Raw genomic sequence first — 20727 nt, 5'->3', positions numbered from 1 at the left:
ATTGTCTTTTCGTGACGCATGCACGGCGCGGCTGATCGCCGTGCCGTGCGGCGCAGAGACTTACTTCGCCGGGCGGATCACTTCCTGAGCAGGCATTTCGATGACCTGCTGCGCGTCCGAAGCGCCGACAGACTTCGCCGCGCGCGGTTTGTACTGTGCCTGTCCGACGGTGACCGGAATCGACACGGCCTTCGTCATGCCGTTCACGGAAGCGAACACGTTCAGGAAGTACACACCTGCCGATTTCGCCTGCACGACGACCTTGTCGTGCGCAAAGCCTTTGCCGTCGGCTGTCAGTTGCTTGCGCGCGGGACTCGTGAGCGTGAGATCGCCTTCGGTCGCGTAGCTGACGCTGGCGGCTGCCGATTTGGGCAGGCCAGTGAAGTCGATTTCAACGCCGATCGGGCTTCCCGGCGCGCCTCGGGCTTCGGTGGAGGCCTGCACGCGCGTGCTGCCTGCATTCGTTCCGGCCGTAACCGTCGAAGTGCCGACTGCGAGGATCAGGCCGAACATGGCGATAAGTGTTTTCATGGAAGGTCCCCGTTAGTTGACGCGCTGCAGCGACACCGAGATGCACGAGGGTGTCGCGCTTTGCGCAGTGCTTTCATCGGCATTGGCGGTCGGCAGAATGTCGGCGCTGTAGTCACCCGCCGAGTCCAGTCGATATGTGTACTCGGAGTCGGTCGCCGACGCCGCGGCGATTTCCTTGCCAGCGAGGTAGACGGAAACCCTGTAGTTCTCCGGACTCACGCCGTCTTGCAAGGCACCCAGCGTCAATTTATATCTGCCCGCGGCCGGAACGGTCAGCCGCGCATGACCGAAATTGCCTAGCTTGTTACCCGCGCCGAATGCCGTCGTGGTGCAGGAGGTCGCGCTGGTATCCGGCTTCAGAGGCACGTATATCGGGTAAATCGCCGGAATATTTGGATTCGAGTTTTGCGGCGGCATCATGCTCGTGCCCCATTCGTCGAGTTGGGGCCCGCCCGGGACTCCGAGTTGAGTCAGCATTGCGTCGAGCTCGGTTTTGCCGGCATCGCTCAGCGTGGGGCGCAGCGCCGTCGCGAACGAGAAGACGCTCGTGAGCGCCGGCGTGACCTTCTCGCCGTTGCGCATGGCTCGATAGATCGGCTCGAAGCCGATGTCGGGCGACGCATTGAGCGAATACAGGAAGTTGCCGACGGCCGCTTCGTTGAACCACGCTTTGACGTCCGTCGCCGAAACCTGATCGAGTCGCATCGCGACGCCGGTCTGTGACTGCTGCGATCCGACCGTGTCCGTGTAGACCGGCGTTCCGCGCATCATGGACGAGAATGCGTTGCCCCACGCTTCGCCGAACGCGACCCGCATGTCGAGCGCGTTGCCCAATCCATGGGGGCCGCCAATGTTGTCGGAGCGCGAAAGGTTGGCTTCCACGTAGTGTCCGAACTCATGGACCACCACGCTGGCGTCGTATTCGTCGGTGTCGACGTTTTCCGCGCCCAGAATGTACAGTCCTTTCCCCGCGCCTGCGCCCTCGTAGTGGCTGGTGTTGATGAAGCCCTTCGACTGGTCGCCCGCGGTCGGGCGGTTGTCGATGCTCCAGAAGACGTTCAATGCGGGCAGCGGCACATCCGTCGCGGTCGCGCGCATCTTCTGCGCCGCAGTCACGATTTCGTCGAGAATCGCGAACGGTGCGGCGGCGCGGGTCTGTCCGTATCCGTTGCCGGTCCAGCCGGAGGCCGCATTCAGGTCGACTTTGGTGCCGGCGCCTTCGTTGCTGAAAGCGCTGCTGCGCATCGAATAGATCGACGCGAGGCCCGGTGCGATCGCGTACATCATCGAACTGTTGTCGCGTATGCTGAGCGAATAGCCGGACGCGTTATCCGGGCTTTCGGCGGCCGTGGCCGAGACGCGCACATAGACTCGCGTGGCCACCGGAACGCTGATCGAATAGGCGCCGTTGTCATCGGAATAAGTGTTGCCGAGCACTTTCGTACCGTCTTCCGAGAGAACTTCGACGAACGCATGGCGCACCGGCTTGTGTTCGATCTTCGTGTAGTCGAGTTTCGCGCCCACCGTTCCGTCGTCGTTCTCGGTGGTGGACGTGGGCACGAAGTCATAGGTGAGCTTGCCGGAAACGTCAGCGTGAGCGACGCTCGGTGTGTTTCCACCGTTGCCGCCGTCGGGCGCGGTTCCGTTATTCTGGACCGGGTCGCCGCCACTGTCCGAGCCGCCTCCACACGCCGAGAGCATGGCGGTGGACAATGCGAAGAGCGAAAACCCGATGATCCTCGAGCGCAAGCGCGGCGTTTTATTTTTTCTAACCATGCCTCAGCATTCCTTTCGTTTTGATGAACGTGGAATGCTAGGTCTCGTCCTAAATCTCGTGCTATCGGAAAGGTCCGATTTGGCGAGGCTCTCGAAGGCTGATGCGACAATCGCTGCATGGGCGCGCAGGCCGATGCAAACGCCCGCTGCGCAGCAACGCGCAACGCAAGCGGGGCGATGGGAAATCCGGAGGGAGGGCCCGGCGTCGCGGAGCCTCTAGTGTGCGACCTTCGAGGCATCGGGGCGCCGCTTCAGCACCCGCGCCTGCAATACGATCACGAGCAGCAGGAACAACCCGCGAATCACCGACTGCCAGTAAGCGGACAGGCTGATATACCCCAGCCCGTTTTCGAAGTTCAGGAGATTGAACACGAGCCCGAGCAACGTGACGCCGGCGACCGTCATCGCAATCGATCCGTCGCCGCCCGTCAGTCGCGTACCGCCGAGCACCACGGCCGAAATCGCGAACAGCTCCCATCCGACGCCTTCGTTCGGCTGTCCCGCACCGAATTGCGCGGCGAGAATCGCGCCCGCGATGCCCGCGAGCAAGCCGCTCGCGGCATACACGAAGACCAGCGTGCGATCCACGTTCAAGCCCATCAGACGCGAAGCCTCTTCGCTGCCGCCGATGGCGAGCGCATGCCGCCCGAATCGCGAACTGCGCAATGCGATCCATCCGGTCACCGCCGCCGCAGCAGCGACGATGCCGGGAATCGGCAGGCCCAGAAAATCGCCTTGACCAAACGCGGCGAAGCGCATATCCGACGCTATCGCGACTGCATCGTTATGACCCAGCAAGAGCGCGAGCCCGTGTGCGCCGAGACTCGTCGCCAGCGTGACGATGAACGGCAGAATCCGCATATGCGTGATGACGAGCCCGTTCAGCACGCCGACCGCGAGACCCGCTATCGATCCCGCGAGCACGCCCGCCAGCGCGCCGTGCGGACTCGCCAGCGCCGATACGACGCTCGCGAGCGCCGCTACCGCACCCACCGACAGATCGATGCCGCCCGTGATGATCACGAACGCCATGCCGATCGATATCAGCAGGAACATCGAGTTGTAACGCCAGAACGACGTGATGTTGTACGCGTCCGCGAAATGTTCGTAACGGGTGACGCCGAGCACGAGCAACGCGACGAGCGCAATCAGGACAGGCAGGTTCTTCTTCATGGCAGAGTCAGCCTCGCTTGCGTTGCACGTATACCGCGGCAATGATGATCGCGGCCTTGAGCACGAGCGCGGCTGCATCCGGAATGCCGTGCGCGAGCAGCGTGTAACGCAGCAACTGGATGATGAGCGCGCCGATCAGCGTGCCGGTGATATACGCCTTGCCGCCCGTCAATGCGGTGCCGCCGACAGCGACCGCCGCGATGGCGTCGAGCTCCACGCCGAGGCCCACGACATTCGCATCCGACGACGAATTCACCGAAATCGAAATGAGTCCCGCGAGCCCCGCGAGCGCCGCGCATACGGTGTACGCGATCATCTTCACACGCGCGGTCGGAATGCCGGAGAGATAGGCGGCGTCCTCATTGCCGCCGGTCACGAGCAGGTATTTGCCGAACAGCGTCTTGCGCACTATCCACGTGAACAATGCGACGAGCGCGAGCATCAACAGGATCTGGAACGGCACGCCCGCGATCTTCCCGAGCGCGATCCATTGAAACGCCGGATTGTTGAACGCCTGCAGACTGCCATCGGTGACGACCTGCGCGACGCCCCGGCCCGCGATGAACAACACGAGCGTTGCGACGATCGGCTGAACATTGAGGCGCGTCACGAGAAAGCCGTTGAAGACGCCGCACGCAGCGGCCGCGAGGACCGGCAGCGTGAAGGCGAGCACAATGCCGAGCGGGCCATCGATATTCATGAAGAGCATCGGCGCGAGCGCACCGGCGATCGCCATCGAAGCGCCCACCGACAAATCGATGCCGCCCGTCGCGACCACGAGCGTCATGCCGATGCCGACGATCACGATCGTCACCACCTGCGTGAGATTCACGTTGAACGTCTGCAACGAGAGGAAGTGCTGCGTGAAGATGAGATTGAACACGATCATCGCGAGCAGCACGGCGACTTCGCGCTGAATCGCGACGCCGCGTTTCTTCTTCAAGGGCGCTGTCTGCGTCAGGGAGGCTGCCGGTTGCGTCTTGTCGATCATCATTCGCTTCCTCGCGCCGACGATTGCACCGCTTCCGCCAGCGTCGATTGTTCTCCCGCGCCGTAGGCGATCGCATCCATGATGGAGGCCTCGCTCATCTGCGCGCCGTCGAGTTGCGCGACCGTCTCGCCGTCGCGGATCACGACCGCGCGATCGGCCACCGCCGTCAGTTCTTCCAGTTCCGATGCGGACAGCAGCACCGCCAGCCCCGCATCGCGCAATTCGCGCACGATGTTCGCGACATCGGCTTTCGCACCGACGTCGATGCCGCGCGTCGGCTCATCGAGCAGCAGAAGGCGAGGGTGCGTCGCGAGCCAGCGCGCGAGCAGCACCTTTTGCTGATTGCCGCCGGAGAGCTCGCGTATCGGCTGATCGGGCGAACGCAGCTTGATGCCGAGCGATTCGATGAAACGATCGACGATCTCGCGCTGCTTCGCGACATCGACGACACCGCGCTTCGTCAATGCGGGCAGGCAGACGAGCGTGAGGTTGTCGCGCACGGACAGTTCCGGGACGATTCCCTCGGCCTTGCGGTCCTCAGTCAGATAAGCGATGCCGCGCGCGATCGCATCCTTCGGCGACTTGAACGCCGCGCTTGCGCCGCCTATCTCGAGCGTGCCTTTCGCCGGACGATCCGCGCCGAAGAGAAGGCGCATCGTCTCCGTGCGTCCCGAGCCGAGCAGACCCGCGAGACCGACGGCTTCGCCCGCATGCACGTCGAGCGATACGTCCGTGACCTTCGCGCCCGCCGCGAGCCCTTGCGCCGACAGCGCCACCGGCCCGCGCTTCGCGAGATTCGCTTCCTTGACCGCGCTGTCCTCGTGCACGACGGCGGCAAGCGTGCGGCCGAGCATCGTCGTGACGAGCCTGAGCTTGTCCATCTCCTGCATCGGGCTTTCAGCGACGGTCTGCCCGTCGCGCATCACGGTGACGCGGTCGCACAGCGCATACAGTTCATCGAGCCGATGCGACACGAAGATCACCGCGCGCCCGTCGTCACGCAAACGGCGCACGACGGTGAAGAGCAGTTCCACTTCGCGTTCGTCGAGCGAGGACGTCGATTCGTCCATGATGACCAGCTTCGCATCCGACGAAACCGCGCGCGCGAGCGCGATCATCTGCTGGATCGCGGTGGAGAACTCGCGCACGGGCCTTCTGACATCGATTCGCAATCCGAATGATTCGAGCAATTCGGCCGCGCGCCGCTGCACGGTATTCCAGTCGATGAGACCGAAGCGGCGAGGCTCGCGCCCGAGAAAGATGTTCTCCGCGACCGAGCGGAACGGCACGAGATTGATCTCCTGATAGATCGTGCTGATGCCTGCCTCGCGCGCGTCCTTCGGCGTGCGGAAATCCACCGTGCGCCCGTCGAAGCGGATCGTGCCGGCGCTCTTGCGATAGGCGCCCGTGAGAATCTTGATGAGCGTCGACTTGCCCGCGCCGTTCTGGCCGATGAGCGCGTGCACTTCGCCCGCCGCGACGCTCAGGCGCGCGCGCTTCAGTGCAGCGACACCGCCGAATGCGATGTCGATGTCCTGCATGTCGAGAAGGAGAGGTCGAGTCATGCGTTGAGGTCCGTCGCAATGAAAAAGCGAGCGCCATTGTTCAGACGCCCGCAAGTCACACACACTTCGCTCAGTACCCGTACTGCATGCTTGCGTCGACGTTGCTCTTGTCGTAGAAGCGATCCGAGACTTTCACCCACGGCGGGACCGTCTCGCCCTTCGCGTATTTCTGCGCGACATCGCATGCGAGGGGACCGAAGAACGGGCTCGATTGCACGCTCGCGCCGAGTTCGCCCGCCTTGATCGCTTCGAGGCCGCCCTTGGTGCCGTCGATGGTCACGAGGACGATGTCCTTGCCCGGCTGCTTGCCCGCGGCCTTGATCGCGGCGATCGCGCCGAGCGCCATTTCGTCGTTGTGCGCGTAGACCGCGGTGACATCAGGATGCGCCTGCAGCAGCGTCTCCATCACCTGACGTCCCTTGTCGCGCGCGAAATCGCCGCTTTGCGACGCGACGATCTTCATGCCCGGATTCTTCGCGATGACATCATCGAAGCCCTTCTTGCGATCGTTCGCAGCGGAAGCGCCCGTCGAGCCTTCCAGCTCGATAATGCTTGCCTTCCCGTTGGTCGCCTTCACGAGCCAGTTGGCGGCGCGCTGCCCTTGATCGATGAAGTCAGAGCCGATGAACGTGATGTAGTCCTTGCCCGCTTTCGCCATCGACTGGTCGATGTTGCGGTCAACGAGGATCACCGGAATGCCCGCCTTCTTCGCTTGCATCACCACCGGCACGAGCGGCTTCTCTTCGCGGGGCGGGAACACGAGCAGATCGACGTGCTGCGCGATCATGCTCTGGATGTCCGAGACCTGCTTGGCGGCGGAGCTGTTGGCGTCGGTCATGACCATCTGCCAGCCGCATTTCGCCGCGATGTCCTTGAAGCTCTTGGTTTCCGCGAGACGCCACGGATTGTTGCTCTCGGTCTGGGCGAAGCCGACCTTCAATGGCTTCTTGTTCGGGATCTTCGGCAGGGCGTCATCGGCGGCGTGCGCGACGGTGAAGCCGGCGGCGAGCGTCAGCGCGGTCAGTGCGGCTGCGAGCGGGCGCGAGCCCGGACGCGATTTCTTCTCTAGCGACAGCATGTCTTCCTCCATGGGATGGTTTGCCTTTTTGTAGTCGTGCCGATGCTTGTCCTGCCCGGTCTGCCTACTGCGAGAGTTGGGTAAGGCGTCCTTCTGTGGCGATTATTTCATTCGATTTTATTAACGGTCAATCGCTAATATTATTGCTTGCGAGCAGCTTGATGTCGGTGATTTCCCTGACCGAGCCGCGTTCGATCAGCGGTCCGTCGAGCTTCACGGTGCGGCGCCTGACAGGCGCGCCCGCAGCGCGGTTCTCTTCCTCCTGCAGCAGCGTCTCGACCGCCCAGCGGCCGAGCTCGTAGTTCGGCAGCACGACGGTGGAGAGCGGCGGATGCGTATGCCGCGCGATTTCCTGATCGTCGTAGCCGAGCACGGAGACGTCGTCGGGCACGCGCAGGCCGAGTTGCTTCAGCGCCTCGATCGCGCCGAGCGCCATCAGATCGTTCGCGCAGAAGATCGCGGTCGGCGGATTCGGCTCGCGCATCAGCGAGAGCGTCTGTTCGAAGCCGGTGCCGGGACTCCAGTCGCCTTCGCGCACCAGTTCCTGCGCGAACGGCAGATCGGCCGTCGCGAGCGCGGTGCGATAACCCTTCAGCCGATCGCGCGCCGCGTCCTGCCACGGCTCGCCGTTGATATAACCGATGCGCTTGTGGCCGGCGGCCAGCAGATGATCCGTCGCGGTATGTCCGCCCGCGACTTCTGCCGGCACGACCGAGGACACGCTCGCGTCGCTCGTATAGCAGTTGAGCAGCACGGTCGGCACCCTGGCAAGCGCTGCGGGCAAGGTGACGCGGCGCGTGTAGACGGTCGCGTAGATCACGCCGAGCACGTTCGGATTGCCGAGCGTCGCGTCGAGCACGCGCGCCTCGATCTCCGCGTTGCCGTGCGTCGAATAGACGGCGAGCATGCGGCCGTTGGCGAACGCGGCATCGCGCGCGCCGTCGATGCTCACGACGGGATGCGGGCTCGTCGAGATTTCATCGGCGAGATAGACGATCAGATTGCGTTCGCCCTGACTTTCCAGCGCGGTGACGGGCTCGCGCTGCGTCATGCGATATCCGAGTTCCTGCGCGGCGCGCAGCACCTTGTCGCGAGTGGTGTCGGAAAACTTGGCGCCGCTCGCGTTGTTCAGCACGAGCGAAACCGTCGATTGCGAAACTCCGGTGAGCTTCGCGATGTCGGTCATCGTCGGGCGGCGTTGCGTGGATTTTTTCATTGTGCGGGCCGCATCGGGCGGCTGAACTGTTCGCGGATCATGCGTCGCGGTCCGGAGATGCTTGCCACTAATATTAGTGATGAACGACGCGGAAAGCACGGGTTTATTGGTCATTTTCGCTCAGGGTTTTCACGAGTTATTACTAATAATATTGACGAACGGATTACACGCATGCGATTCTGTTCTCGCGCCTGAAACAGGAGACCGCGCATGGGCAAGTACGACGAGAGCATGCGAGACGCGCTTGCCGAAGCCTTCGAGCGAGACGGCTTCGTGCTGCTGCGCGATCATTTCCCGCGTGCGACGCTCCATGCCTGGCGGGACGCGTTCGCGCCGCTCTTGCAACCGCACGTCGATGCCGCGCTCGAAGCATCGGCAAGCGGCAATCGCGGGCCGGGACGCTACTACGTCACGCTGCCGTTCGAAGACGAATTCGCGGATCCGTCGATCTTTTGCGATGCGGATATCGTCGGGATCGTGGAGCGCGTGGCTGGAGGCGATCCGGTGATGTGCCAGCTCGCCACCGACACGCCCGTGCTCGGCTCCGAGTATCAGGACTGGCATCGCGACACGCCGCCGCTGTTCGACGATGCGCCAGAAACGCCTTCATTCCAGCTTGCGGTGAATATTCCGCTCGTCGATGTCGATGATCGCAACGGCCCGCTCGAAACGACGCGCGGCACGCATCGCATGTCGCGTGACGACGCGCTGGCGGGCCTGGAAGCGGGTCGCTTCGTCGCCGAACGTGTGCCCATGCGAGTGGGCGACGTCATGATTCGCGACGTGCGCGGTCTGCACCGCGGCACGCCGAACCTGACTGGCGCGCCGCGCCCGATGGTCGTGATCGGCTATAGCCGCGCGTGGTATTTGCGGCCCGAGGTGCATATCGACGTGCCGCGCGATGTCTTCGCCGAACTGCCCGCGCGGGCGCGGCGTCTGTTGCGCTTCAATCCTCTCGTCGAGAAGACGGCGCGCACCTTCGACGAAAGCTACCGGCAGTTCGCATATTGAGCGCCGCGCCGTCCGATACGCTCGTCGAGCTGCGTCACGGCGCGCGGCGCGTGCTGCTCGCGCCGCACGTCGGCGGATCGATCGCGGCATTCGACGAAACGCGCGATGGCCGTTCGATCGACTGGCTGCGTCCCGCGACGCCCGCCGCGCTCGCCGCGCGCGATCCGCTCGGCATGGCGAGCTTTCCGCTCTTGCCGTATTGCAACCGCATCCGCGATGCGCGTTTCATGTTCGACGGCGCGCTTATCGATCTTTCCGGCGATGGCAATGCGTTCGCGCATGCGCTGCATGGCAACGCGTGGCGCTTGCCGTGGCGAGTGGGCGACGTGTCGAAGTCGCGCGCGCGTTTGCATTTTTTGCACGAACCTTCGCGAGACGCGGCGCGTCATTGGCCGTTCGCGTATGAAGCGACGCAGGACATCGCGCTCGATGCCCACACGCTAACGGTCACGCTATCCGCGCGCAACCTGTCCGATCGGCCGATGCCGTTCGGCATGGGGCATCACCCGTACTATCCGCGCACGCGCAACACGCGCGTTCGAGCGTGCGTCGCGGCGATGTGGCACAGCACGCCCGATCTGCTGCCGACGCACGCGGGGCCGCATCCATGCGTCGATGCGATGGCGTCGAAAGAAGGCATGTCCGCCGATTCATTCGATCTCGACAATAACTTCGCCGGCTGGTCGCGCACGGCGACGATCGTGTGGCCGGACGAGGCGCGCGCGATCACGCTCGACGCCGAAGCGCCTTTCGATCACATGGTGGTGTACGCGCCGGCGGCGCATCCCGAACTGCTGTGCGTCGAGCCGGTGAGCAACGTGGCGGACTGGGTCAATCTCGATACCGGCGGCCCGATGAAGGGCGGCGCGGCGCTGAAACCGGGCGAGTCGGTCAGCGCGAAATTCGCCTGGACGACTCGCGTGAATTGAAGCGTCGGCGCTTACTGACCGAAGAACGTGTTGCAGCTCGCCACGTTGCAGCCGCCATCGCGGCGCCCGCTCGCGGAGCCGGGCGTCATGCCGCCGTATGCCGAGCCGTCATCGGATGACTGTTGCGGGTCGGCGGCGGTTTGCGCCGGCGCTGCCGCGGACATGTCCTGCGCCATGTACATCGGCCGCATCGTCTGGACGAGTTGCTGCGCGTCGGCGGGCATGCCTTGGGCGTGCGCCGCAGCGATGCCGGCGACATTGGCGACCGCGGCGCATGCGGCCATCATCGCTAGCAATTTCCGGTTGATCTTTGCCTTCATGTTTGAGCTCCTTGAAACGAATGCCCAAGCAGCCGGGAACGCGATTCTCGGACTCCTTGCAGCGTTGTCGATGGATGGATCGAGCGGGCACGCTTCGTCCGGCGCGACAAGCAAAGCCGCGCCGGGCGCGACGCACGGCGCGCTCAGGGACTAAGTTAAGGCGATGCGGGAGCGTGAGAAATCCCTATCTGGGAGGGATGCTTTGGAGGGGTAAGCACGAAAGGCCGGAAACCGTGGCTGCACGGATCGAATGAAAAGCGCGCCCGGGCTCGCAGAAAGCCCGAGCGCGCTGAAGTGTCTAAATCGTTACGCTCAATACGACTTGGCAGCGCCGCCGCTCGACGCACCGGAATCCGAACTGCTCTTTTTGTTCTTCTGCATCTTGTTGCTGTGAGACGAGTCCATCGTATTCGCGCCCGATGCGCCCGAGGTCGAGCCCGTCACGCCGTTGCTGTTCGGCGTGCCCATGCCGGTGCCGCCCTGGCCGGCGCCATTGCCGCCCGCCGTTCCGCCGCCGGCGCCGCCACCCGCGCCCTGCGCGAACGCCGCGCCCGACAGACTCAGAATCATGGCCGAAACAAGCAGACCTCTCTTTGCTTTCTTCATGGTGTCCTCCCGGTGATCGATGGTCTTGAAGCGCGCCGCCTCGCACGAAAGCGGCGGCGTCGCGACTTGGCTGGCGCAATCGCCGTGCCGCGGGAAGACGTGCAATTGCGTGCGATTGCTACGCGAGCGCCTCGTCACACCATTCGATCGCCCATGCTCTCGCGCAATGGACGGCATCCGACTCGCTCGTGAACGCGTCCAGTTCGCCGGATTCGTAGACTTCCACATGCGCCGTGCGCTGGCCTGGCGAGCGCGTGATTCGCGCGTGCGCGTAGTAGCTGCCGTCTTGATCGTGATGGGCGGTGCAATCGATGTGAAACGTCTTGTAGTCGAATCTCATGAACGGCTCCGGATACGAGGTTTAGAGAGCAGGCGCGAAGCATGCGCAGGGTAATTGCGTTTGACTCCACAGGCCTCGTGAGATACTGTATATACATACAGTATCATATTCAAGATGGATCTCTCCGAAAAGCTCGAAATTCTCGCCGACGCCGCCAAATACGACGCGTCGTGCGCGAGCGGCGGCGCGCCCAAGCGCGAGTCGCGCGGCATCGACGGTCTGGGCGCGAGCACCGGCTCTGGCATCTGTCACAGCTTCACGCCCGACGGGCGCTGCGTCTCGTTGCTCAAAATTCTGCTGACGAACTTTTGTCTTTACGACTGCCGGTACTGCATTAATCGCCGTTCGAGCAACGTGCCGCGCGCCCGCTTCACGCCCGAGGAAGTCGTCAGCCTCACGCTGGACTTCTACCGCCGCAATTACATCGACGGTCTCTTTCTCAGTTCCGGAGTGATTCGTTCATCGAACTACACGATGGAACAGCTCGTTCTCGTTGCAAAGACGCTGCGCGAGAAGCATCGGTTTCGCGGCTATATCCACCTGAAGACGATTCCCGATGCCGACTCCGAACTGATCGCGCAAGCGGGGCGCTATGCCGACCGCCTGAGCGTGAACATCGAGTTGCCGACGGAAATCAGCCTCGAGCGTCTCGCGCCCGAAAAAAGCAGCCGCACGATCAAGCTGGCGATGGGCAATATCCGCGTCGCGCGCGAGGAGTCGGAAGCGGAGCCGCGCGCGCCGAAATTCGCGCCGGCAGGGCAGAGCACGCAGATGATCGTCGGCGCCGACGAAACCGACGATCGCACGATCCTCGGCACCGCCGAAACGCTCTACGGCTCGTATCAGCTAAAGCGTGTCTATTACTCGGCGTTCAGCCCGATTCCCGACAGCCCGTCGGGCGTGCCGTCGAAAGCGCCGCCGCTGTTGCGCGAGCATCGGCTCTATCAGGCGGATTTTCTGATGCGCGGCTACGGTTTCGCGGCGGCCGAGCTGCTCGGCGATGCCGGCAACCTGCCGCTCGACGTCGATCCGAAGCTGGCGTGGGCGCTCGCGCATCGCGAGCGTTTTCCGGTCGATCTGAATGCCGCGCCCGCACGCATGATCGCGCGCGTGCCGGGCATCGGCATGCGTAACGCGAAGCGCATCGTGGAGTTGCGGCGCGCGCGGCGCGTTCGCTATCAGGATCTCGTGCGGCTGCGCTGCAGCATGGACAAGGTGAAGCCGTTCGTCGTCACGGCGGATTACCGGCCGCCGCTCGCCGAAGCACCGTCCGACGACTTGCGACGCGCGCTCGCCACCGCGCCGGTGCAGCTTTCGCTGATCTGATGCGCGTCATCGTCATCGACGACGAGTTCGACGCATGGCGCGCCGCCGCGCTCGACGCGCTCGCCCAAAATCTCGCGCCGGAATCGGTCGACTGGCGCACGACGTCGCAAGCGGAGCCGGGCTTGTTCAGCGAATCGGCGCCATCGGCGACGGCAGCGGACGCGCCGCACATCCGCGTGTCGCGTGAGTTGGCCTCGTTGCTGAACGATGCCGCGCACTTTCGCGATGCGCGCCGCTGGAGTTTTCTCTATCGCGTGCTGTGGCGTTGGGCGCAGGGCGACCGCTCGGTTGCATCGGCCGCCGATGAAGACGGTGCGCGTCTCTACAAGATGGCGAAAGCGGTGCGCCGCGCGCAGCACGACATGATCGCCTATGTGCGTTTCCGGCAGCGCGACGCGTCGCTCGGCGCGCCGGAATACGTCGCATGGTACGAGCCCGATCACGATGTGCTCGCGTGGGGCGCGGAACATTTCGCGGCGCGCATGGGGCGTTCGACATGGCTCATCGCGACGCCCGACGGCGCTGCGATGTTCGACGGCGAGCGTCTGCAACTGGAGCGCCGCCGTGCGCTCGCGTCGGATCGTGCAGCCGACGTACCCGACGCCGCCGAAGCGCTCTGGATGACCTACTACCGCAGCATCTTCAACCCCGCGCGCCTGAACGAGTCCGCGCTCGAACAGCATATGCCGGTGCGTTTCTGGAAAGGATTACCGGAAGGCGCATTGATCCCGAAGCTCGTGAGCGATGCACGCGGCGGCGCGCGGCGTGTCGCGCAGGCGAAAAGCGTCGGCGCGCTCGGCGGCAAGGCGGTGCAAGTGGATGCGCACGAAGCCTTGCCTGAACGCGATGCGCCCACTTCGCTCGACGCGTGCCGCCGCTGCGATCTGTGGCGCAACGCGACGCAGGCGGTGCGCGGCGCCGGTCCGCCCGATGCGCGCATCATGCTGCTCGGCGAACAGCCCGGCGATCAGGAAGATTTGAAGGGCGAGCCGTTCGTCGGACCGGCGGGGCAACTGCTTCGGGACTCGATGCAGCGTGCCGGCGTGCCGCGCGAGCACGTCTATCTGACCAACGCCGTGAAGCATTTCAAATGGGAGCCGCGCGGCAAGCGGCGTCTGCACAAGACGCCCGCGCAGCAGGAAATCGAAGCGTGCTCGTACTGGCTCGAGCAGGAACTGCGCGAGGTCGGCGCGAAGGTGATCGTCACGCTCGGCGCGACGGCGTTGACGGCGCTTTTCGGCCGGCGCGCGACGCTGTCGGCGCATGTCGGGCGCGTCGTGCCGTATCGGGACAAGCTGGTCGTCGCGACGTATCACCCGTCGTATGCACTGCGGCAAACCGACGACGCCGCGCGCGAGCGCACCGTCGCGGCCATCGTGGCTGCGCTCGAGCTGGCGTCGTCGCTGAAAGCGTAGTGCGGCGATGCGGCGCTCAGAACGCCGCGCGCACGACGCCGCCGTCCGCGCGCAACGCCGCGCCGTTCGTCGCCGAAGACAGCTCCGAGCACACATACGCCACCATGTTGCCGATCTCCTCGGGCGTGATGAAGCGCTTGAGAATCGAAGTCGGCCGCGCTTCCTGGAAGAACTGCTTCTCGAAGTCCTGGAAGCTCTTGCCGCCTGAAAGTTTTTCGACGAAATCGGTGACGCCTTCCGAACTCGTCGGCCCCGGGAGCACCGAATTGACCGTCACGCCCGTGCCTTCGCAGCTTTCCGCGAGGCCGCGCGCGAGCGAGATCTGTGCCGATTTCGTCACGCCGTAGTGAATCATCTCGACGGGAATCTGAATGCCGCTCTCGCTGCTGATGAACACGACGCGGCCCCAGTTCTTCTCCTTCATCTTCGGCAGATACGCGCGCGACAGCCGCACGCCCGACATCACGTTGGTGTTGAAGAAGCGCAGCCATTCGTCGTCGGGAATCTCCTCGAACGGCTTCGGATCGAAGATGCCCATGTTGTTCACGAGAATATCGACGTGCGGAAAGCGCGTCACGAGTTCGCCGACCTGCGCGGCGTCCGAGACGTCGCCGGCGAAGCCTTCGGTCTGCGCGTTCGGCACGAGTTCGCGCAGCTTCGCGAGCGCCGCGTCGACGGAGGCCTGCGAACGGCCATTGACGATCACTCGCGCGCCTTCACGCGCGAGCGCCACGGCGATGGCATGACCGATGCCCTTGGTCGATCCGGATACCAGCGCGAGCTTGTCGGCGATCTTGAGATCCATGTCTGCTCCTTCGAACGAGTTGGCGGTGCGCGTCGATATGCTTTCCGACGCGTCCACAGGATGTTATCCAGAAGTGTAGAGATTTGCAGAAATCGGCCATCTTCATAGAATTCAAACGGACTGGTTAGGAACAATCTAATAAGGATTGCAAATATATGAACCTATAATGAAAGATCTTTGCAAACCGGAAGAACCCGCTCAGGAGTTCCATGAACGCCCCCGTTCCGCCCACGCACCTTTATATCGCGACCCCTTCCTACGGAGGCTGCGCCGCGACCTGCTACATCAACGGCCTGCTCGATTTGTTGAGCTCCGGCCCACAACATGGACTGGCCTTCACTGTCGGGTTCAACAATTTCGAGAGTCTGATCACGCGTGCGCGCAATGCGATGGCGGCCAACTTTCTTGCCGACGAGCGATTCACGCATCTGATGTGGATCGACAGCGATATCGGCTTCACGGCCGCCGACGTGCTGCGGCTCGTGCAGGCGGACCGGCCGGTCGCGGCCGGCGTCTATCCGATGAAAGTCGATGGCTGGCCGCAGTCCGGCCTGAACGAAGCGCTGCCCGCGGGCACCCGGCGCGCCGATTTCCAGACGCGCTTCGGCAGGTTTCCGGTGAGCACGAAAGTGGCCGCCGATGCACCCGATGCGGACGGCTTTCTGGAAGTCGTCGATGCACCCACGGGCTTCATGCTGATCAAGCGCGAGGTGTTGCTCGACCTCAAGCAGCACTTTGCGGAGCTGCGCTACAAGCCGTACGCGAGCGATTCGAATTTCGCAGCGAGCGCCGGAAACGACGACTGCCACTACGCGTTCTTCGACACCATGATCGATTCCGAAACCGGCCGTTACCTGTCCGAGGATTACGCGTTCTGCCGGCGCATGGCGGTTCTCGGCGTGCGGCCCGTCATCGACACGCGCTCCAGGCTCGTCCATCAGGGCAGCATGAAATTCGAGGGGGACTTCGGCCGCTGGTTCGAGTTGCAGCGCGACGCGGTTAGTGAAAGAAAGATCGATCCGGAAAACGTCCGATCGATCGATCCGTTCGGATTCTTAAGCCGCTGAAGCCTTGTCCCACGGGCCTTTCGCGCCCGTGAAACCCCTCGACATAAATGCTCGATAGCTTGCGCCGCGGGCATCGTCCATAGTTGCGCCAAGCGTGAAACGAAACGAATGCAGCAGCGAGAACGAAGAGCCGTATCACGCATCCACGAATCCCCATATCAATGATTCCCGGCGCGGCCGGTACGGAGGTGCAACATGTCGAACTCGATCAAACTCTCGTCGCTGAATTCGGTTTTCAAGAAGGTGCGCGGTGCGGCGCTTGCCGGACTCGTCGTCGGCACCGCGCTGCTCGCGGGCTGCGCGAGCAATCCCGCGCAGGCGTCGAGCCAATACAACGCCGGCCAATACGTGCAGACGGCCGGCACGGCGCCCGCCGCGCGCCCGGACACTATCTACGTCTACGCATTCGCCAGCGACGCGAGCGAAGTCAAGCTCGACAATCACGGCCTGATCTCGAAGATCGGCTCCGCGATGTCCGGCGATTCGCAAGCGCAAAAGCAGACGCAGGACGCCATCGCGGCGCGCGAGGAAGTCGCCAACGAAATCGTCGCCAAACTCCAGTCGATGGGCCTTTCCGCCGTCCGCGCCGACGCGCCGCCGCCGCAAGACCAGAACGTGCTCGTCGTCGAAGGCAGCATCAACACGATCGATGCGGGCAATCGCCGCCGCCGCATGGTGATCGGCCTCGGCGCGGGCGAAAGCAAGGTCGGCGCGACCGTGCAACTCGTCTTCAAGCCTGCGCACGGCGCACCGCAACTGCTCGAACAGTTCGACGCGAAAGCCGACAGCGGCCATGCACCGGGCGTTGCGGAAATGGCGGGCGTGGGCGCGGCGGCGGGGCATGTCGCGAGTTCGATCGCAGTGTCGGGCGGGCTGCACGCGGTATCGGAAACGAAGCACGCGGGTGTGTCGTCCGATGAGAAGCGCCTCGGCGACAGCATCGCCAAGCAAATCGCGAAGCTCGGCCAGCAACAGGGCTGGATGCCGGCGAAGAGCTGAGCGAAAAAGGAGGCATGCGCGGTCCGGAACCTGCTTACACTATGGTTCCGGACGAATGTTCGCTTCGTGAGGCCGCGCATGCCGACGATTGCCCTGATTGTCCTGACCGTTGTGGTGACGCTCGTCGTCGTGTTGGTGATCGCGAATCTGACGAGCGGTGAAAAGAAGATCGAGCACAAGATCGAACGGCTGTACGCCAGCGACGATCCGCAGTTCGTGCGTTCGATGGGCCTGCTGCTCGGTCCGCCCGTCATTGGCGGCAACCGCTTCGAGGTGCTCGTCAACGGCGACGAGATTTTTCCGTCGATGCTCGAGGGCATTCGCTCGGCGCGCGAAACCATCACTTTCGAAACGTTTATCTACTGGTCGGGCGCGATCGGCGAGGATTTCGCGCAGGCGCTCTCCGACAAGGCCCGCGCGGGCGTCGCGGTGCATGTGCTGCTCGACTGGGTCGGCTCATCGAAGATGGACGGGCGCTACCTGCGGATGCTGCGCGAGGCGGGCGCGGAGGTCATCCAGTATCACAAGCCGCACTGGACCGGCCTCGGGCGCATGAACGACCGCACCCACCGCAAGCTGCTCGTGATCGATGGCCGCATCGGATTTACGGGCGGCGTGGGCATCGCGGAGGAATGGACCGGGCACGCGCAGGACGAAAAGCACTGGCGCGACACGCATTTTCGCATCGAGGGCCCGGCGGTCGGCCAGATGCAGGCCGTGTTCATGGACAACTGGATCAAGGCGACCGGCAACGTGCTGCACGGCCCGCGCTATTTTCCGGACATCGACGACGCGGGCGAAGGCTTCGCGCACATGTTCAGCAGCTCGCCCTCGGGCGGCAGCGACGACATGCAGTTGATGTATCTCATGGCGATCACCGCCGCGACGAATTCCATACACTTGTCGAGCGCGTACTTCGTGCCGGACAAGCTGACGATCAATGCGATCGTCGAAGCGGCGAAGCGCGGCGTGCGGGTGCGGATAATCACGCCGGGCAAGCGCATCGATACGCATACGGTGCGCGAGGCGTCGCGCGCTTGCTGGGGCGACCTGCTCGCCGCAGGCGTCGAAATGTTCGAGTATCAGCCGACCATGTTCCATTGCAAGCTGATCGTCGTCGACGAATTTCTGGTGTCGGTCGGCTCGACCAATTTCGACAGCCGCTCGTTCAAGCTGAACGACGAGGCCAACCTGAACATCTACGACCGCGACTTCGCGCGTCAGCAGACGGCGATTTTCGATGACGACGTCGCGCACGCGAAACGCATCACGCTCGATGACTGGCGCCGCCGCCCGCTTGCCGAAAAGCTGCTGGAGCGCGTCGCGGCGCTGCTCGACTCGCAGCTTTGACGTTTGCGCGAGATGCGCCGCTAATATTTCTCGATTATTGCCTAAAGATCGCCGCACGTAAGCCGATAAGACGCTCACGCAAACAAGTCTTTTCCGGGCTACTGGCACTCATGCACGGCACCTACAACTTATGGCTGGTCGCGGCATCGCTGGTGGTCGCGACGCTCGCATCCTATACCGCGCTCGATATTTCAGGCCGGATCGCGTCGCTCGCGCGGTCGCGCACACGGCACGTCTGGCTGGCGGGCGGCGCCGCGTCGATGGGCATCGGCATCTGGTCGATGCATTTCATCGGCGTGCTCGCTTTCGAGTTGCCGATTCCGCTCGGCTATGACCTGAAGGTCACCGCGGGGTCGCTCGGCATTGCGGTGCTGGTGTCGTTTTTCGCGCTCCTCGTCATCACGAGCAAGCAGTTGACGGCGAAGCGGATCGTCGTGAGCAGCGTGCTGATGGGCGCGGGCATCGCGGCGATGCATTACACGGGCGATGCCGCGATGCGCATGCAGCCCGCGATCCAGTACGATCCGCGCCTGTTCGCGGCGTCGATCGCGATAGCGGTGGTGGCGTCGGGCGCGGCGCTGTGGATCGCGCACACGCTCTCCGATGCGAACCAGACGCACGTGCTCGCGAAGCGCGCGGGATCGGCGCTGGTGATGGGTCTCGCGATCACCGGCATGCACTACACGGGCAACGCGGCGGCGCAGTTCCTGCCGGGCTCGATCTGCGGCGCGGCCAACGACGTCGACGTGCGCTGGCTCGCGACGACCATCGTGCTCTTCACGCTCGCGATCCTGATCATCACGCTGGTGCTCTCGCGCTTCGACGCGCGCACGGCGCTGCTTGCCGGATCGGTGTCGCGACTGAACGGCCAGATCGTGCGCATGGCGACCTTCGATACGCTCACGGACTTGCCGAACCGCCGCACGATGAACGAGCGCATCGCTCGGGCAATCAAAAGCGCGAAGCACGGCGGCAGCAGTTTCGCGATTCTCTTCATGGACCTCGACGGCTTCAAGACGATCAACGATTCGCTCGGCCATACGGTCGGCGACGAGGTGCTGAAGGCGTTCGCGCGACGCCTGCAGGAATGCGTGCGCGGCGGCGATACGGTGGCGCGTCTGGGCGGCGACGAGTTCGTCGTGATGCTCGAGAACCTGCATGCGCCGACCGACGCCGAGAAGATGGCCGAGCGCATTCTCGACACGATGAAGAAGGGCCTCCTCGCCGGGAATCATCCGTTGCAGGTGATGCCGAGCATCGGCATCGCGCTGTATCCGCAGGACGGCGACAACGTCGAGGCGCTGCTCAAGCACGCGGATGTCGCGATGTACGAGGCAAAGCGGGGCGGGCGCAGCACGTATCGCTTCTTCGAGGCGAGCATGAACGAGGCGGCGGTGCGGACGCTGCAGATTCAGCAGGCGCTGCACGAGGCTTTGAGCAGCGGACATTTCTACCTGCTGTTCCAGCCGAAATTTCGCGGCAAGAGCGGCGAGCTGGCGGGCGCCGAGGCGTTGATCCGGCTGGATCATCCGGAGATCGGCACGCTGACGCCGCTCGAATTCATTCCGATCGCGGAGCGTTCCGGGCAGATCGTGCAGATCGGCTACTGGGTCGTGCGCGAGACCTGTCGGCACCTCGCGCGCTGGCGGGCGGAAGGGCGTCCGCCGGTGAAGGTGGCGATCAATTTGTCGCCACGGCAGATGCATGAGGCGGATCTCGTCGCGAACGTCATGAAGATCGTGCGTGAGCAAGGCGTCGAGAGCGAGCAGATCATGTTCGAGATTACCGAGACGGTGGCGATGCAGGATGCGCCGCGCACCATCGAGATGATTCGTGCGTTTCAGGAGAACGGGTTCGAGATCGCGATCGACGATTTTGGCACTGGATATTCGAGTCTCGCGTATTTGCAGCGATTTCGCGCGAAGCAGTTGAAGATCGATCGGTTCTTTACGAACGGACTCGACGAGAACGGGCAGGAAGGGCGTGCGATCGTGTCGGCGATTATCGCGCTTGCGCATTCGCTCGATATGGATGTGGTCGCGGAAGGGGTCGAGACGGGGTCGCAGCTCGACAGGCTGCAGGACATGATGTGTGATGAGATGCAGGGGTTTTTGTTGGCGATGCCATTGTCGGCTGATGCTTTCGGGGGGATGTTGGAGAAGGCTGCTGTTGGGGTTTGAGTTGGGTTTGGTTTTTCGTTTTTTATTCGCCAGATCCCGTATTCGCGGT

At 63.7% G+C, this 20727-nt stretch carries 19 protein-coding genes; 8 read left to right on the top strand and 11 right to left on the bottom strand.

The window, feature by feature from the left end:
• Positions 1-60: 60 nt before the first annotated feature.
• The 7 genes from U4Y90_RS30620 to U4Y90_RS30590 form a co-directional block, all read right to left on the bottom strand.
• Positions 61-531 (bottom strand): hypothetical protein, encoded by a 471-nt coding sequence (locus tag U4Y90_RS30620; protein WP_321800301.1) that lies wholly within the window; start codon positions 529-531, stop codon positions 61-63.
• Positions 532-543: 12 nt separating this feature from the next.
• Positions 544-2307: a hypothetical protein gene (locus U4Y90_RS30615; RefSeq protein WP_321800299.1), complete on the bottom strand. Its 1764-nt coding sequence runs from the start codon at positions 2305-2307 to the stop codon at positions 544-546.
• Positions 2308-2523: 216 nt separating this feature from the next.
• On the bottom strand, positions 2524-3480 hold the full coding sequence (locus U4Y90_RS30610; protein ID WP_321800297.1) for an ABC transporter permease: 957 nt from the start codon (positions 3478-3480) through the stop codon (positions 2524-2526).
• 7 nt (positions 3481-3487) lie between these two features.
• On the bottom strand, positions 3488-4471 hold the full coding sequence (locus U4Y90_RS30605; RefSeq protein ID WP_321800364.1) for an ABC transporter permease: 984 nt from the start codon (positions 4469-4471) through the stop codon (positions 3488-3490).
• On the bottom strand, positions 4471-6036 hold the full coding sequence (locus tag U4Y90_RS30600) for a sugar ABC transporter ATP-binding protein (protein ID WP_321800295.1): 1566 nt from the start codon (positions 6034-6036) through the stop codon (positions 4471-4473). The genes U4Y90_RS30605 and U4Y90_RS30600 overlap by 1 nt, the downstream gene beginning before the upstream one ends.
• Positions 6037-6106: 70 nt before the next feature.
• Positions 6107-7114, bottom strand: a complete 1008-nt coding sequence (locus U4Y90_RS30595; RefSeq protein WP_321800294.1) for an ABC transporter substrate-binding protein — start codon at positions 7112-7114, stop codon at positions 6107-6109.
• A gap of 127 nt (positions 7115-7241) precedes the next feature.
• Entirely contained in the window at positions 7242-8330 is a 1089-nt protein-coding gene (locus tag U4Y90_RS30590; RefSeq protein ID WP_321800292.1) for a LacI family DNA-binding transcriptional regulator, read from the bottom strand.
• Between the two features lie 210 nt (positions 8331-8540).
• On the opposite strand from U4Y90_RS30590, the gene U4Y90_RS30585 reads away from it, so the two are divergent.
• Both U4Y90_RS30585 and U4Y90_RS30580 read left to right on the top strand, forming a co-directional pair.
• On the top strand, positions 8541-9341 hold the full coding sequence (locus tag U4Y90_RS30585; RefSeq protein WP_321800290.1) for a phytanoyl-CoA dioxygenase family protein: 801 nt from the start codon (positions 8541-8543) through the stop codon (positions 9339-9341).
• Positions 9338-10270, top strand: coding sequence for an aldose 1-epimerase (locus U4Y90_RS30580; protein ID WP_321800288.1), 933 nt, complete (start codon positions 9338-9340; stop codon positions 10268-10270). Before U4Y90_RS30585 ends, U4Y90_RS30580 begins: the two co-directional genes overlap by 4 nt.
• A gap of 11 nt (positions 10271-10281) precedes the next feature.
• On the opposite strand, the gene U4Y90_RS30575 is transcribed toward U4Y90_RS30580, so the two are convergent.
• The 3 genes from U4Y90_RS30575 to U4Y90_RS30565 all read right to left on the bottom strand — a co-directional run bounded on the left by U4Y90_RS30575 (position 10282) and on the right by U4Y90_RS30565 (position 11536).
• A complete protein-coding gene (locus U4Y90_RS30575; protein ID WP_321800286.1) occupies positions 10282-10590 on the bottom strand; it encodes a hypothetical protein in 309 nt (102 codons plus the stop codon).
• Positions 10591-10902: 312 nt separating this feature from the next.
• Positions 10903-11196: a hypothetical protein gene (locus U4Y90_RS30570; protein ID WP_321800284.1), complete on the bottom strand. Its 294-nt coding sequence runs from the start codon at positions 11194-11196 to the stop codon at positions 10903-10905.
• 118 nt (positions 11197-11314) lie between these two features.
• Positions 11315-11536: a hypothetical protein gene (locus tag U4Y90_RS30565; protein WP_321800282.1), complete on the bottom strand. Its 222-nt coding sequence runs from the start codon at positions 11534-11536 to the stop codon at positions 11315-11317.
• A 114-nt stretch (positions 11537-11650) separates the two neighbouring features.
• Between U4Y90_RS30565 and U4Y90_RS30560 the strand changes: the two genes are divergently transcribed.
• Both U4Y90_RS30560 and U4Y90_RS30555 read left to right on the top strand, forming a co-directional pair.
• Entirely contained in the window at positions 11651-12862 is a 1212-nt protein-coding gene (locus U4Y90_RS30560) for a putative DNA modification/repair radical SAM protein (RefSeq protein WP_321800280.1), read from the top strand.
• On the top strand, positions 12862-14277 hold the full coding sequence (locus U4Y90_RS30555) for a UdgX family uracil-DNA binding protein (protein ID WP_321800278.1): 1416 nt from the start codon (positions 12862-12864) through the stop codon (positions 14275-14277). The genes U4Y90_RS30560 and U4Y90_RS30555 overlap by 1 nt, the downstream gene beginning before the upstream one ends.
• A gap of 16 nt (positions 14278-14293) precedes the next feature.
• Here the strand turns inward: U4Y90_RS30555 and U4Y90_RS30550 are convergent, their stop codons facing one another.
• Positions 14294-15082: an SDR family oxidoreductase gene (locus U4Y90_RS30550; protein ID WP_321800276.1), complete on the bottom strand. Its 789-nt coding sequence runs from the start codon at positions 15080-15082 to the stop codon at positions 14294-14296.
• A 209-nt stretch (positions 15083-15291) separates the two neighbouring features.
• On the opposite strand from U4Y90_RS30550, the gene U4Y90_RS30545 reads away from it, so the two are divergent.
• The 4 genes from U4Y90_RS30545 (at position 15292) to U4Y90_RS30530 (ending at position 20678) form a co-directional block, all read left to right on the top strand.
• Entirely contained in the window at positions 15292-16149 is an 858-nt protein-coding gene (locus tag U4Y90_RS30545; protein ID WP_321800274.1) for a hypothetical protein, read from the top strand.
• Positions 16150-16344: 195 nt separating this feature from the next.
• Positions 16345-17148, top strand: coding sequence for a DUF4410 domain-containing protein (locus U4Y90_RS30540; protein WP_321800272.1), 804 nt, complete (start codon positions 16345-16347; stop codon positions 17146-17148).
• A 78-nt stretch (positions 17149-17226) separates the two neighbouring features.
• Entirely contained in the window at positions 17227-18498 is a 1272-nt protein-coding gene (gene cls / locus U4Y90_RS30535; protein ID WP_321800270.1) for a cardiolipin synthase, read from the top strand.
• Between the two features lie 110 nt (positions 18499-18608).
• The gene (locus tag U4Y90_RS30530) at positions 18609-20678 is read left to right on the top strand and encodes a putative bifunctional diguanylate cyclase/phosphodiesterase (RefSeq protein WP_321800362.1); all 2070 of its coding nucleotides are present in this window, start codon (positions 18609-18611) and stop codon (positions 20676-20678) included.
• The last annotated feature ends 49 nt before the right edge of the window (positions 20679-20727 follow it).

It is taken from the genome of Caballeronia sp. J97 (assembly GCF_905220305.1).
Classification (GTDB): domain Bacteria; phylum Pseudomonadota; class Gammaproteobacteria; order Burkholderiales; family Burkholderiaceae; genus Caballeronia.
The sequence above is the reverse complement of the archived record's forward strand: the minus strand, read 5'-3'. Positions and strand labels throughout refer to the sequence as shown.